The sequence below is a fragment of the Nocardioides pantholopis genome, from assembly GCF_003710085.1.
GTDB lineage: Bacteria > Actinomycetota > Actinomycetes > Propionibacteriales > Nocardioidaceae > Nocardioides > Nocardioides pantholopis.
Genome location: NZ_CP033324.1, coordinates 3715278 through 3727812, shown reverse-complemented (window position 1 = coordinate 3727812; position 12535 = coordinate 3715278). Strand labels below are relative to the sequence as shown.

Annotated in this window: 13 protein-coding genes and 1 pseudogene; 8 read left to right on the top strand and 6 right to left on the bottom strand. The window is 74.3% G+C overall.

Annotated elements, in window-relative coordinates; all coding sequences use genetic code 11:
* Positions 1-20 precede the first annotated feature (20 nt).
* The gene (locus EBO35_RS17795) at positions 21-536 is read right to left on the bottom strand and encodes a general stress protein (RefSeq protein WP_122818914.1); all 516 of its coding nucleotides are present in this window, start codon (positions 534-536) and stop codon (positions 21-23) included.
* 122 nt (positions 537-658) lie between these two features.
* On the opposite strand from EBO35_RS17795, the gene purS reads away from it, so the two are divergent.
* Genes purS through EBO35_RS17780 form a run of 3 tightly spaced genes read left to right on the top strand, consistent with a single transcriptional unit; the run spans position 659 to position 2045 of the window.
* Positions 659-928, top strand: a complete 270-nt coding sequence (gene purS / locus EBO35_RS17790) for a phosphoribosylformylglycinamidine synthase subunit PurS (protein WP_122818913.1) — start codon at positions 659-661, stop codon at positions 926-928.
* The gene (purQ, locus tag EBO35_RS17785; protein ID WP_122818912.1) at positions 925-1602 is read left to right on the top strand and encodes a phosphoribosylformylglycinamidine synthase subunit PurQ; all 678 of its coding nucleotides are present in this window, start codon (positions 925-927) and stop codon (positions 1600-1602) included. Before purS ends, purQ begins: the two co-directional genes overlap by 4 nt.
* Complete coding sequence (locus EBO35_RS17780; RefSeq protein WP_122818911.1) at positions 1599-2045, top strand: DUF3817 domain-containing protein; 447 nt, start codon at positions 1599-1601, stop codon at positions 2043-2045. The genes purQ and EBO35_RS17780 overlap by 4 nt, the downstream gene beginning before the upstream one ends.
* A gap of 19 nt (positions 2046-2064) precedes the next feature.
* On the opposite strand, the gene EBO35_RS17775 is transcribed toward EBO35_RS17780, so the two are convergent.
* The 5 genes from EBO35_RS17775 to EBO35_RS17755 all read right to left on the bottom strand — a co-directional run bounded on the left by EBO35_RS17775 (position 2065) and on the right by EBO35_RS17755 (position 7076).
* Positions 2065-2670, bottom strand: a complete 606-nt coding sequence (locus EBO35_RS17775; protein WP_122818910.1) for a response regulator transcription factor — start codon at positions 2668-2670, stop codon at positions 2065-2067.
* Positions 2667-3770: a sensor histidine kinase gene (locus tag EBO35_RS17770; protein ID WP_122818909.1), complete on the bottom strand. Its 1104-nt coding sequence runs from the start codon at positions 3768-3770 to the stop codon at positions 2667-2669. The genes EBO35_RS17775 and EBO35_RS17770 overlap by 4 nt, the downstream gene beginning before the upstream one ends.
* Positions 3771-3796: 26 nt before the next feature.
* Complete coding sequence (locus EBO35_RS17765; RefSeq protein ID WP_122818908.1) at positions 3797-4591, bottom strand: ABC transporter permease; 795 nt, start codon at positions 4589-4591, stop codon at positions 3797-3799.
* Complete coding sequence (locus EBO35_RS17760; protein ID WP_122818907.1) at positions 4588-5517, bottom strand: ABC transporter ATP-binding protein; 930 nt, start codon at positions 5515-5517, stop codon at positions 4588-4590. Before EBO35_RS17760 ends, EBO35_RS17765 begins: the two co-directional genes overlap by 4 nt.
* A gap of 122 nt (positions 5518-5639) precedes the next feature.
* Positions 5640-7076: a glycoside hydrolase domain-containing protein gene (locus EBO35_RS17755; protein WP_122818906.1), complete on the bottom strand. Its 1437-nt coding sequence runs from the start codon at positions 7074-7076 to the stop codon at positions 5640-5642.
* On the opposite strand from EBO35_RS17755, the pseudogene EBO35_RS20395 reads away from it, so the two are divergent.
* The 5 genes and pseudogenes from EBO35_RS20395 to EBO35_RS17735 all read left to right on the top strand — a co-directional run.
* A pseudogene (locus EBO35_RS20395) lies at positions 7075-7395 on the top strand (zinc ribbon domain-containing protein); the annotation flags it as partial. The gene EBO35_RS17755 and the pseudogene EBO35_RS20395 sit on opposite strands and share 2 nt — an antisense overlap.
* A 351-nt stretch (positions 7396-7746) precedes the next feature.
* On the top strand, positions 7747-9024 hold the full coding sequence (locus EBO35_RS17750; RefSeq protein WP_164478031.1) for an outer membrane protein assembly factor BamB family protein: 1278 nt from the start codon (positions 7747-7749) through the stop codon (positions 9022-9024).
* 86 nt (positions 9025-9110) lie between these two features.
* Positions 9111-11369, top strand: coding sequence for a phosphoribosylformylglycinamidine synthase subunit PurL (gene purL / locus EBO35_RS17745; RefSeq protein ID WP_122818904.1), 2259 nt, complete (start codon positions 9111-9113; stop codon positions 11367-11369).
* Positions 11362-11787, top strand: coding sequence for an alternative ribosome rescue aminoacyl-tRNA hydrolase ArfB (arfB, locus tag EBO35_RS17740; RefSeq protein ID WP_122818903.1), 426 nt, complete (start codon positions 11362-11364; stop codon positions 11785-11787). The genes purL and arfB overlap by 8 nt, the downstream gene beginning before the upstream one ends.
* Positions 11788-11831: 44 nt before the next feature.
* Positions 11832-12530: an alpha/beta hydrolase family protein gene (locus tag EBO35_RS17735; protein WP_122818902.1), complete on the top strand. Its 699-nt coding sequence runs from the start codon at positions 11832-11834 to the stop codon at positions 12528-12530.
* Positions 12531-12535 lie beyond the last annotated feature (5 nt).

Sequence of the window (12535 nt, the reverse complement as noted above, 5' to 3'; positions counted from 1 at the left end):
GGGAGGCCCGGACCCCTCGCTCAGGCGAACGGGTCCGGGCGCCCGCCCGGCAGCTGGCTGAGCAGCTCGCGGGCCTGGGCGGCCACCTTGTGCTCGACGAGCACCTCGTAGCGGGTCGCGACGACCTCGGTGACCGAGGAGAAGTCGCGCTGGCCGCGGGTCGCGGCGTACCCGACCAGGGCCCAGATGACGCCGAACAGTGCGCCGAAGAGCATCGTCGAGGCCACGATCACAATCGTGTTCTCGGCGGTGAACAGCGTGAAGATCACGCCGATGAACAGGCCGAACCACAGGCCCGAGAGCACCCCGCTGAGCGCGACCTTCCCGGTGGTGAGCCGGCCCGTGATCCGCTCGATCCGCTTCAGGTCGGTGCCGACGATCATGCACTGCTCCACCGGGAACTTGCGGTCGGAGAGGAAGTCGACAGCGCGCTGGGCCGCGGAGTACTCGTCGTAGACGGCGAGGGACTGGGGGAACTGCAGCCGCAGCGGCGAGGTGGCGCGGGCGCCGCCCGCTGCGGGGGTGGGCATGCTCATGGGGCCAGTGTGCCCGAGGCCGCAACCGCGCCCGGTGACCAGCGGCGCAGGTCACGTCCGGTTCCACGACGCGGTGACCTAGACTGGCCGCGCACCCCATCACTGCGCGAAGGAGCCCCTCCGTGGCCCGTGTCGTCGTCGACGTCATGCCCAAGCCCGAGATCCTCGACCCGCAGGGGAAGGCGGTGCTGGGCGCGCTGCCCCGCCTCGGCTTCGCCGGGGTCACGGACGTCCGTCAGGGCAAGCGCTTCGAGCTCGAGGTCGACGGCGAGGTGACCGACGAGGTCCTCGCCCGCGTCCACGAGATGGCCGAGACGCTGCTGTCGAACCCAGTCATCGAGAACTTCACGGTCCGCGTCGAGGACTCCTCCGGCGCCGAGGTGCTCGCGTGAAGGTCGGGGTCGTCACCTTCCCCGGCTCGCTGGACGACGCCGACGCCCAGCGGGCGGTCCGGATCGGCGGCCACGAGGCCGTCGCGCTGTGGCACGGCGACCACGACCTGCGCGGCGTGGACGCGATCGTGCTGCCTGGCGGCTTCTCCTACGGCGACTACCTGCGCTGCGGCGCGATCTCGCGGTTCTCCCCGGTGATGGCCGAGGTCGTGGCCGCCGCCGAGCGCGGCATGCCGGTCCTCGGGATCTGCAACGGCTTCCAGGTGCTCTGCGAGTCCCACCTGCTGCCGGGGGCGCTGATCCGCAATCAGCGCCAGAAGTTCCTCTGCCTCGACCAGCCGCTGCGCATCGAGAACAACAGCACCCCGTGGACCGCGGCGTACGCCGAGGGCCAGGAGGTCGTGATCGCGCTGAAGAACGGCGAGGGCTCGTTCGTCGCCGACGCCGAGACCCTGGACCGCCTCGAGGGCGAGGGCCAGGTCGTGGCCCGCTACCGGGGCGAGAACCCCAACGGGTCGCTGCGCGACATCGCGGGCATCTGCAACGAGCGCGGCAACGTCGTGGGCCTGATGCCGCACCCCGAGCACTCCGTCGAGGACCTCACCGGCACCGGCACCGACGGCCTCGGCTTCTTCACCTCACTCGCCTTGAACGTCCTGGAGGCGTCCGCATGAGTCCCACCCGTCTCTACCGCACCGTCGCCACCGCCGAGGCGATCACCTGGGCGGTGCTGCTGATCGGCATGTTCCTCAAGTACGTCACCGACACCACCGAGCTCGGCGTCCGCGTCGGCGGCATGGTCCACGGCGCGGTCTTCATCGCCTACTGCCTCACGACGGTCCTGGTCGCGATCGACCAGCGCTGGTCCGCCGGCAAGGTCGTCGCCGGCCTCGCCTCCGCGGTGCCGCCGTTCGTCACGATCCCGTTCGAGCGGTACGCCGAGCGGCGCGGGATGCTGGGCTCGTCCTGGCGGCTGGCGCAGGCCGCGCCCGCCGGGGTGCTGGAGAAGCTCGCGGCCTGGCTGATCCGCAAGCCGGCCCAGGGCGTCGCGACCGGCGTCGCCGCCGTCGCCGTGCTCTTCGCGGTGGCGCTGGTCGCCGGCCCGCCGGTCGGCTGAGGCCGCTTCCGCCGGCTGGCTAGAGCCAGCCGTTGTCCTCCGCGATCAGCACCGCCTCGGTGCGGTTGGCGGCGCCGGTCTTGCCGATGGCCGCGGAGAGGTGGTTGCGCACCGTGCCGCCCGACAGCGAGAGCCGCCGGGCCATCGTCGCGACCGAGGATCCGCCGCGCGCGGCCCGGAGCACCTCGGTCTCGCGCTCGCTGAGCGGGGACGCGCCGGTCACGATGCTGTCGGCGGCCAGCGTGGGGTCCACGACCCGCAGGCCGGCGTGCACCCGGCGTACGGCGTCGGCCAGCCGGGCCGCCGGGGTGTCCTTGACGACGAAGCCGGAGGCGCCGGCCCGCAGCGCCCGGTGCAGGTAGCCCGGCCGCCCGAAGGTCGTCACGACCAGCACCCGGGTCCCCGGGGCGGCGTCGCGGACCAGCGCGGTGGCGGCGATGCCGTCCAGGCCGGGCATCTCGACGTCGACCAGCGCGACGTCGGGCCGGTGTGCGAGCACGGCGGGCAGGACCGCGTCGCCGCTGCCCACCTCGGCCACCACCTCCAGGTCCGGCTCGAGGGAGAGCAGTGCCGCGAGCGCGCCGCGCACGAGGGCCTGGTCGTCGGCCAGCAGCAGCCGGATCACGCGCGGCTCACCTCCAGGGCGAACCCCGGGTCCAGCCGGCGGACGGTGACGGTAGCGCCGACCGCCGCGGCCCGCTCGCGCATGCCGGTGAGCCCGTGCCCCCGGCCGGGCTCGTCGCCGGCGCCGGTGCCGTCGTCGTGGACCGCGATCGAGGTCGGCCCGAGCCGGACGTCGCAGGTGCTCGCCCGGGAGTGCCGCACGACGTTCGTGACCCCCTCGCGCAGCGTCCACGCGAACAGCTCGCGCAGGTCGGCCGGCACCTCCTCGACCGAGCCCGGCAGCCGCGCCTGGATCCCGGCCGCCTCCAGCGCGGCGCGGGCCCGGACCAGCTCCCCGGGCAGCGTCAGGTCGCGGTAGCCGCCCACGGCGCGGCGTACGTCGCTGAGAGCGTCGCGGCTGAGCCACTCCAGATCGGCGAGCTCGGCGCGGGCGCGCTCGGGGTCGACGTCGAGCAGCCGGCCGGCGAGCTCAGCCTTCACCGTGATCACCGTGAGCGAGTGCCCGAGGATGTCGTGGAGGTCCCGGGCGAAGCGGGTGCGCTCGTTCTCCACCGCCAGCCGGGCGTTCTCCTGCTCGGCGCGCACCTGGGCGGCGTTGGCCCGCAGCACGGTGCGCAGCCCGAGGAGCGAGATCGACGCCGCCAGCACCGCGAAGACCAGGCCGGACTGGCTGCCCCAGCCCTCGGCGTCGGCCAGGCCGAGCGCCCCGGCGACCAGCACCGCGACCACCGGCGCCGCGGCCCGCAGCGGCAGCACCATCACGGCGCTGACCGCGATGAAGACGATGGTGCTCAGGGCCGGCTCGCCGAGGCAGGCGACGGCCACGACCGCGAGCCCGAGCAGGCCGCCGAGGTGCGCGACGGCCGTGCGCGGCGGCGGGTTGGTGATCAGCCGGGACCGGTCGGAGCGGATCTGCAGCCACAGCGTCAGGTAGGCGCCGGCGAAGACCAGCGTCGCCAGCAGGCCGACGACCCCAGCCGGCTCGTCGCGCCGGGCCCACCCCTCGAGCACGGAGTCGACCAGGAAGATCAGCCAGATCGAGGCGAACACCGGACCGAGCCGGTCCAGCCGCGTGGGCCGGTCCGGCTCGGTCTGAGGCATGGAGGCGAGGGTAGTCACGGCCGGCCTCACACCCGCCCGGTGTCTCGGCCCAGGCACCAGGCGGCGCCGGCGACGAAGACCACCAGCCAGGCGACGGCGTTGACGACCGCGCCGGTCCCGAGGTCGCCGGTCAACGGCCAGCGGCTGATCTCGGCCACCCCGAACATCGGGGTCCACTCGGCGACCCGGTGGATGGTCGAGCCGGTCTCCATCGGGATGAACACGTTGCCCAGGAAGCCGAGCAGCGCCAGCCCGGGGCCGAGCACCTGCATGGCGCTCTCGCCCGGGACCAGGTAGCCGACGAACACCCCGAGTGCCGCGAAGACCAGCGTGCAGGCCAGCGTCAGCAGCCCGCAGGCCAGCCACACGTCCAGCGGCATCTCCGGCTTGCCCTGGGCCAGGCCGACCAGGTTGACCACGGTGATCGCCACCGCCCCGAGCACCAGCGCCAGCACCGCCTTCGTCAGCACGTGGACCGCCGGGTGCAGCGGGGTCAGCCGCAGCTGGCGCGACCACCCGAGGGCCCGTTCGGCGGCGACCGAGGCACCACCGGACGCGGCGGTCAGCGCGGCGCCGTACAGGGCCATCGAGACCATGATGTAGGCGGCGACGTTGCCGTTGCCGACCGAGTCCTCGGCGTTCTCCTGGCCGCCGAAGGAGAGGAACAGGGCGGCGGGGAAGGCCATCGCGAACAGCAGCGTGCGTCGGTTGCGCAGCATCCGCCGCAGCTCGATGCGCAGCACCACGGTGCTGAAGCCGCCGAGCCGGGGAGCCCGTCGCGCGGTGGGGTCGAGGTCGGTGTCGACGTTGATGGTGCTCACTGGTCGCCTCCCGTCAGCGCCACGAACGCGTCCTCGAGGCCCTGGGCGGTGATCTCCAGGTCGCGGGCGTCGGTTCGGGTGAGCAGGTGCCGGGCCAGGCCGTCGCTGTCCGTGGCGCGCAGCAGCACGCTCTCGCCCTGGATCTCGACGTCCTCGACGCCCGGGAGGGCGGCGTACGCCGCGGCGTCCGGGTGGTGGGTGGCGAACCGCAGGGTCCGCCCGGTGGCGAGCGCCCGCACCTCGGCGCTGCTGCCGTCGGCCACCACGCGGCCGCGGCTGACCAGCACGATCCGGTCGGCGTACCGGTCGGCCTCCTCGAGGTAGTGGGTCGCGAAGACCACTGTGCGGCCCCGCGCGGCGTCGCGGCGCAGCGCGGACCAGAACCTCCGCCGACCCTCGACGTCCATGCCGGTGGTGGGCTCGTCGAGGAGCAGCAGCGCGGGGTCGGGCAGCAGCGCCAGCGCGAACCGCAGGCGCTGCTGCTCACCGCCGGAGCAGCTGCCGACCCGCCGGTTCGCCAGGTCGGTGATGCCGGCCGCGTCGAGCGCCTCGTCGACCGGCCGCGCCCGGGAGAACAGGCTCGCGGTGAAGGCGACGGTCTCGCGGACCGTGAGGTCGGGCAGCAGGCCGCCCGTCTGCATGACCGCCGAGACCAGACCCCGGACGACGGCCGCCCGGGGCTCCATCCCGAGCACCTCGACGGTGCCCGACGTGGCGCGGGTCAGGCCCAGGAGCATGTCGATCGTCGTGGTCTTGCCGGCGCCGTTGGGCCCCAGGAAGGCCACGACCTCACCGGGGGCGATCTCCAGGTCGAGGCCACGGACCGCCTGGACGGAGCCGAAGTGCCGGGTCACGCCGGCGAGACGGACGGCCGGGACGCCGGTGGCGGCGCGGCCGGGTGGGCTGAGGGTGTCATGAAGAGGCATGCCTCGAGCCTGGCGGTCCGCCGGCCCGCCCGCCTCGGCCGAGGATCACGAGTCCGCCATGACGGATGTCATGGCGCGCTGCCATGGCCCGCCGTCATGGCCCGCCGTCGGGGCCCGGCCGCTCAGCGCTTGCGGTAGCCCTGCTCCAGGAGCTTCCAGCTGCCGGCCGAGACGACGCCGGTGCGCGGCAGCCGCACCTTGGCCTGCCACGCCTTCAGCGCGGTGGTGGTGCTGGGTCCGAAGACGCCGTTCACGGGCAGCTTGGCCTTGCCGGCGGCGTTCAGGGCCCGCTGCACCCGGCGTACCTCGGGGCCGGCGGAGCCGACCTTGAGGACCTGGCGGGGGCCGGCCACCAGGAGCGCTGTCCAGTGCCGGCGGGAGAAGCCGTCGACGACCGGGAGGCCCTGCCGGGCCGACCAGCTGCGCACCGAGGCGAGCAGGCGCCGGTTGAAGACGCCGTTGATCCGCCCGGTGTAGCCGCCCTTCTCCTTCATCAGGCACTGCAGCGCCCGGACCCGCGTCGGGTCCGGCTTCGCTCCGGTCTTCGGCGGCTTCAGGGAGCCGTAGGAGGGGAAGTCGACACGCACCCCGCAGTGGCTCTCGGCGGGCGCCACAGAGCCGCGCCCGAGGTCGAGGTAGTTGCTGTCGATGTTGATGCGGACGCCGCCCCAGGTCTCGTCGTGGCCGCCGCGGTACTGCTTGACCCGACCGCCGGGCCGCCACCCGTCCTCGCGCAGGTAGGAGGACGAGGTGTTGGCCTTGCCGTCCCAGCGGGCGACCCAGATCATGTCCGGGACGGTGTACCGCGCGTCCTTGGTGGCCCGGATCGTGTCCAGCTGCTTGATCCCGGACCCGGCGCTGGAGTAGACGCCGGAGACGTAGCCGAGCGTGTGCAGCTGGTTGGTCCAGCCGGTCAGGAACGCCATCGCCGACTCACGGCAGTGCGTGTTGGCGTTGTCGTAGCCCTCGAGGTCGTACCAGAGCGTGCTGCCGGGGACGATGCCCAGCGCGGCAGCGGCCTCGACGGCCGACGTGGCCTCGTTGCGGCCCATGGTGCGCGCCTTGGTGTAGCGGCCGTTCGCGCCGGGAGCGGGGTTGATCCGGACGTCGTCCTGGTAGCGCGGGAACCGCGGTTGGCAGGAGGCCTGCGGGCCGAGCGTGATCGGCAGCAGCCGCCAGCCGCGCCGCAGCTGGGTGCTGATCCAGGCGGGGGTCAGGTTCGGCTGGTTGCGGCAGGCCCGGGACTTGCCCGAGATGTAGATGCCGACGGCGAGGAACGGCGAGTAGTTCAGCCAGCGGTTCATCGCCTTCTGCGAGGGGGCGAGGCACTGGTCGAAGCCGTAGCCGGTGAAGTTCCCCGGGGTCACCGGGTTGCCGCTGCGGCGGGCGCTCGCTGCCGACGCCGCGGCGGAGGCTGCCGCGGGCGCCGCGACGGGGGGCGCAGCGGGGGCTGCGGTCGCGGCGCCCGGGCCGGTGGTCAGCCCCAGCGTGGAGCCGACGAGGACCGCCGCGAGAAGGGTGGCGAGCAGGCCGCGAAGGTGCGGGGCCGGGCGGGGCATGGGGGGCTCCAGGAGGGACGGGGAAGGCCGGCTCGCGGTGGCGAGCCTGGCCACCCTAACCACAACAGTCACACTGGTAACACCCGTTCGAGCGAACTACAACGTCGTAGTTCTCCGGGACGTTTCCGCAGGTCGGGACGGGGCAGGGTGGCCACGGGCCGAGGTGCCGCATGGTCCCGACCGGGAGGCCACGGACCCGGCGGGGAGGGGACGCTCGGTGAGCGCGAGAACAGGGGCTGGTCCGACCGGAGCGGGAGCGTGCACGTCCTGCGGGGCTCCGCTGGCCGAGGGGATGCGGTTCTGCGGCGCCTGTGGCCGGCCCGTGGCGCCGTCCTCGCCGCCCCCGTCGAGCCTGCCCCCGTCGAGCCTGCCCCCGTCGAGCCTGCCCCCGTCGAGCCCGCCCCCGTTGAGCCCGCCGCCGGCTGCACCTCCCTCGAGCCCGCCGCCGGCTGGCCCGCCCACGAGCCCGCCCCCGGCTGGCCCGCCGCCTGCCCGGCCGCCGGCACCGCCCACCTGGGCGCCGGCCGGGCCGCCGCCCGCCGGCCCGCCCGCGCCGCCCCCGGCGTGGGTCCCGCCCGCGGGGACCGGCCCGACCGGTCCCGTCGAGCCGTCGGGGTCGCAGGGCACGCACCGACGCAGCAGGGGGCGGCTCGTCGTCGTCGGTGCGGTGGTGGCGGCGCTGATCCTGGTCGGGGGCGGCGTGGGCGGGTTCCTGCTGCTCCGCGACGACGACGCGGGCAGCAGCGCCGGCGGTGGCGAGAAGAGTGACGGCGGCGGCACGGACGAGGCCGGTGACGAGGCCGGTGACGAGAGTGGTGAGGAGGGCGGGGACGGCTCGCAGCTGCGCGCGGCTCCCGAGAGCGAGCCCAGCGAGCAGTGGACGTGGAGCTCGGAGGCCGAGCCCCGGTCGGTGCTGGTGCTGGACGCCCTCACGGTCGTCGGCACCGAGGACGAGGCCGTCGTGGCCTTGGACGAGGAGGGCGAGGAGCTGTGGCGCGCGGAGGGCGTCGGCGGCTATCCCGCCGGGCATCCCGGCGACCGCGACGACCTGCTGGTCGTCAGCAGGTACGCCGTGGAGGACGTCGAGGCGCTGACCACTGTCATCTCCGTCGAGGACGGCACCGAGGTGTGGTCCCGGCCCGGAGCGGTGCCGTGGGACATCGGGGCCTCCGACGGGCTCCTGCTCCACGACGAGAAGAGCTCGTCCTTCGTCCAGGTCGACGCCGGCACCGGTGAGGAGCGCTGGTCGACGGAGGGCGACTACGTCCAGCCCGACGAGGAGAGCCTCTACCTCCTCCGTGAGGGCGAGCTGGCGAAGCTGGACCGTGAGAACGGCACCGAGCTGTGGTCGGCCGACGCGCCGATCGTCGGGCCCGAGCTGTATCCGACCATGGCGATCACCGAGGCGATGGTCGTGATCGGGCTCCAGGACGCGACGGCGTACGACGTGGAGACCGGGGAGGAGCTGTGGGAGGCGCCCGGCGGTGCGGACGGCGTCCAGCTGGGCCGGTTCGACTCGGAGCGGATCTACCTCGGTCCGGTGGACTACGCAGTCGAGCCCGAGTCGGTCCCGCAGCTCGAGGTGCGCGGCGCCGACGGCGAGGCCCAGGAGCTGGTCATCGACGAGCCGGACCCCTTCTTCTACGGGCTCGTGGTGGAGGTGGACGGCGAGGAGCGGTTCCTCTCGATGACGTCGGGTCAGCTCCTCGACGCCGACCTGGCCGAGGTCGACCGCTTCGAGGACCCGCTCGGGATCGCCGACGGCGGCGTCTACACCGGCGCCGTGGACGAGCTGTCCTTCCACCGCTGGGGCGAGGAGGAGCCCGAGTGGACCGCCGCTGTGGAGGGCATGGACCCCGAGCGGACGACCGGAACCGGGAGCCTGCGGTTCGTCGACGGCGGCTTCGTGGTGATCGGCCGCGACCGGGACGTGACCCTGTACCGCTGAGAACCGCTGAGTGCCGCCGGAGGGCGGGCGGGGGGTCGCCGGTGGGCGGCCCCCTGCTCACGGGCAAGACTCGCTAGATTGTGCGCGTGCTGGACACCGTCGAGATCGCTGCCGAGGACCCCGCCCGCGAGCAGCCCTGGGCCGACCTGGGCCTGAAGGAGGACGAGTACGCCCGGATCCACGAGATCCTCGGGCGCCGTCCGACCAGCTCGGAGCTGGCGATGTACTCGGTGATGTGGAGCGAGCACTGCTCCTACAAGTCCTCCAAGGTCCACCTCAAGCAGTTCGGCGAGCTCTCCCAGGAGACCCGCGCCGGCAAGATGCTCGCCGGCATCGGCGAGAACGCCGGAGTCATCGACATCGGCCAGGGCTACGCGGTGACCTTCAAGGTCGAGAGCCACAACCACCCGTCCTACGTCGAGCCCTACCAGGGCGCGGCCACCGGCATCGGCGGCATCGTGCGCGACATCCTGGCGATGGGCGCCCGGCCGGTCGCGGTCATGGACCCGCTGCGCTTCGGTCCGCTCGACGCCCCCGACACGGCCCGGGTGCTGCCCGGGATCGTGGCCGGCGTCGGTGGCTACGGCAACTGCCTGGGTCTGCCGAACATCGGCGGCGAGGCCGTCTTCGACGCGAGCTACGCCGGCAACCCGCTGGTCAACGCGCTGTGCGTCGGCGTGCTCCGGCACGAGGACCTGCACCTGGCCAAGGCGTCCGGCGTCGGCAACCAGGTGATCCTGTACGGCGCCCGCACCGGCGGCGACGGGATCGGCGGCGTCTCGGTGCTGGCCAGCGAGACCTTCGACGCCGCAGCGGACGGCGCCTCCGGCGGGCCCGCCAAGCGGCCCAGCGTCCAGGTCGGCGACCCGTTCATGGAGAAGCTGCTCATCGAGTGCACGCTGGAGATCTTCGCCGCCGACCTGGTCGCCGGCATCCAGGACCTCGGCGGCGCCGGGCTCTCCTGCGCGACCTCCGAGCTGGCCAGTGCCGGCGACGGCGGCATGCACGTCGAGCTCGACCGGGTCCCGCTGCGCGACTCCACGCTCGCGCCGGAGGAGATCCTGATGAGCGAGTCCCAGGAGCGGATGATGGCGGTCGTCGAGCCCGACGACGTGGCCGCGTTCCTGGCGATCTGCGCCAAGTGGGACGTCGAGGCGGTCGTGGTCGGCGAGGTCACCGACACCGGCCGGCTCCAGATCGACTGGCACGGCGAGCGCGTCGTCGACGTGCCCCCGCGCTCGGTCGCCCACGACGGCCCGACGTACGAGCGTCCGTTCGCGCGCCCGGCCTCCCAGGACGTGCTCCAGGCCGACGGCGCCGAGGCGCTGCCCCGCCCGACCAGCGGCGCCGAGCTGCGCGAGACGCTGCTGCGCCTGGTCGCCTCGCCGAACCTGTGCGACAAGTCCTGGATCACCGACCAGTACGACCGCTACGTGCGCGGCAACACCGTGCTGGCCCAGCCCTCGGACAGCGGGATGATCCGGGTGGACGAGGAGACCAACCTCGGCGTCGCGGTCTCCACCGACTGCAACGGCCGCTTCGCGGCCCTCGACCCGTACGCCGGGGCGCAGCTGGCGCTGGCGGAGTCCTACCGCAACGTGGCCACCGGCGGCGCCACCCCGCTGGCGATCTCGGACTGCCTCAACTTCGGCAGCCCCGAGGACCCCGCCGTGATGTGGCAGTTCGCCGAGGCCTGCCGCGGCCTCAAGGACGGCTGCGCGGAGCTCGGGATCCCGGTCACCGGCGGCAACGTCAGCCTCTACAACCAGACCGGCGAGACCGCGATCCTGCCGACCCCGGTGGTCGCGGTCCTCGGCGTGATCGAGGACGTCACCACCCGCACCCCGTCCGCCTGGTCGGCGGCGGGGGAGAAGATCTTCCTGCTCGGCCGTACCCGTGAGGAGCTCTCCGGCTCCGAGTGGGCGCACGTCGTGCACGGCCACCTCGGCGGCCTCCCGCCGCAGGTCGACCTGGCCGCCGAGCGCGCGCTGGCCGAGCTGCTGAGCGAGGGCGTCGGGCTGCTGACCAGCGCCCACGACCTCGCCGACGGCGGTCTGGCCCAGGCGCTCGCCGAGGCGGCGATGCGGAACCTGGTGGGCGCCACCGTGACGCTCGCCGGCGACCCGTTCGTCGAGCTGTTCTCGGAGTCGGCAGCTCGGGTCCTGGTCACGGTCCCGGCCGGGGCCGAGCAGCGGCTGCTCGACCTCGCCGCGTCCCACGGCGTCCCGGTCACCGAGCTGGGCGAGACCGGCGGCGACGTACTCGAGGTCGTCGGCGAGTTCCGCGCCCCCCTGCTGGAGCTGCGCGCGGCCTGGTCGGCGACGCTGCCGGACGCGCTTGGCTGACGACCTGGTCGTCACCCGGTCGTGGGCGGTGCCCGCGGCCGAGCTGGCCGAACGGTTCTCCCGGTCCTCCGGCCCCGGCGGCCAGGGCGTGAACACCGCCGACAGCCGGGTCGAGCTCTCCTTCGACGTGGCTCGGGCCGCGTCGGTGCCCGAGCGCCTGCGGGCCCGGCTGCTGGACCGGCTCGCGGGCCGGCTGATCGACGGGGTGCTCACGGTCGCGGCCAGCGAGCACCGCACCCAGCTCGCCAACCGGCGAGCCGCCCGCGAGCGCCTCGCCCAGCTGCTGCGCGAGGCCGCGGCGCCGCCGCCCGCCGCGCGGCGCCCCACCCGGCCGACCCGCGGCTCCAAGGAGCGCCGGCTCAGCGCCAAGAAGCGCCGCGGCGACACCAAGCGGGGCCGACAGGGCCGCTACGACTGACGCGCCCGGCGTCCGGGCGAGCGCCCGGGGGGCAGGATGAGCCCATGCAGCGCATCGAGTACGGCCCGGACCCGAGCCAGTTCGGCGAGCTCACCTGGCCGCCCGGCGCACCGCGGGGGGTGGTGGTCGTGGTCCACGGCGGGTTCTGGAAGGCCGCCTACGACCTGGCCCTGGGCCGGCCCCTCGCCGCGGACCTGGCCGACCGCGACTGGGTCGTCTGGAACGTGGAGTACCGCCGGGTCGGCAACGGCGGCGGCGCCCCGCAGACCCTCCAGGACCTGACGGCGGCCCTGGAGCGGCTGCGGGACCCGGAGCTGGACCTCGACCTCTCCACGGTGGTCGGCCTCGGTCACTCCGCCGGCGGCCACCTCGCCACCTGGGCCGGGGGCGGCGGCGTGCTCACCCAGGTGATCTCCCAGGCCGGGGTCCTCGACCTGGAGTCCGCGCACCGGGACCGGCTGGGCGACGGGGCGGTCGAGGCCTTCCTGGGCCATCCGCCCGGCCCGGCCGACGCGGCGTACGACCCGATCGCGCTGGCGCCCCTGGACATCCCGGTCTGGTGCGTGCACGGCCGTGCGGACGACGTCGTGCCGCTGTCGCAGTCCGAGGAGTACGTCGACCGGGTGCAGGCGGCGGGCGGCCGGGCCGAACTGGTCGTGGTCGAGGGCGACCACGACGCGGTGATCGACACCGGCTCGGCGGCGTGGGACCGGACCGTCTCGATCCTCGACCTCGTCGGCTGAGGCCG

Excerpts from the sequence above, each read along its gene's own strand:
- EBO35_RS17770 (WP_122818909.1), bottom strand. The coding sequence starts at position 3,770 with ATGCCTCAGACCGAGCCGGACCGGCCCACGCGGCTGGACCGGCTCGGT.
- EBO35_RS17760 (WP_122818907.1), bottom strand. The coding sequence starts at position 5,517 with ATGCCTCTTCATGACACCCTCAGCCCACCCGGCCGCGCCGCCACCGGC.
- EBO35_RS17795 (WP_122818914.1), bottom strand. The coding sequence starts at position 536 with ATGAGCATGCCCACCCCCGCAGCGGGCGGCGCCCGCGCCACCTCGCCG.
- EBO35_RS17780 (WP_122818911.1), top strand. The coding sequence starts at position 1,599 with ATGAGTCCCACCCGTCTCTACCGCACCGTCGCCACCGCCGAGGCGATC.
- EBO35_RS17735 (WP_122818902.1), top strand. The coding sequence starts at position 11,832 with ATGCAGCGCATCGAGTACGGCCCGGACCCGAGCCAGTTCGGCGAGCTC.
- EBO35_RS17755 (WP_122818906.1), bottom strand. The coding sequence starts at position 7,076 with ATGCCCCGCCCGGCCCCGCACCTTCGCGGCCTGCTCGCCACCCTTCTC.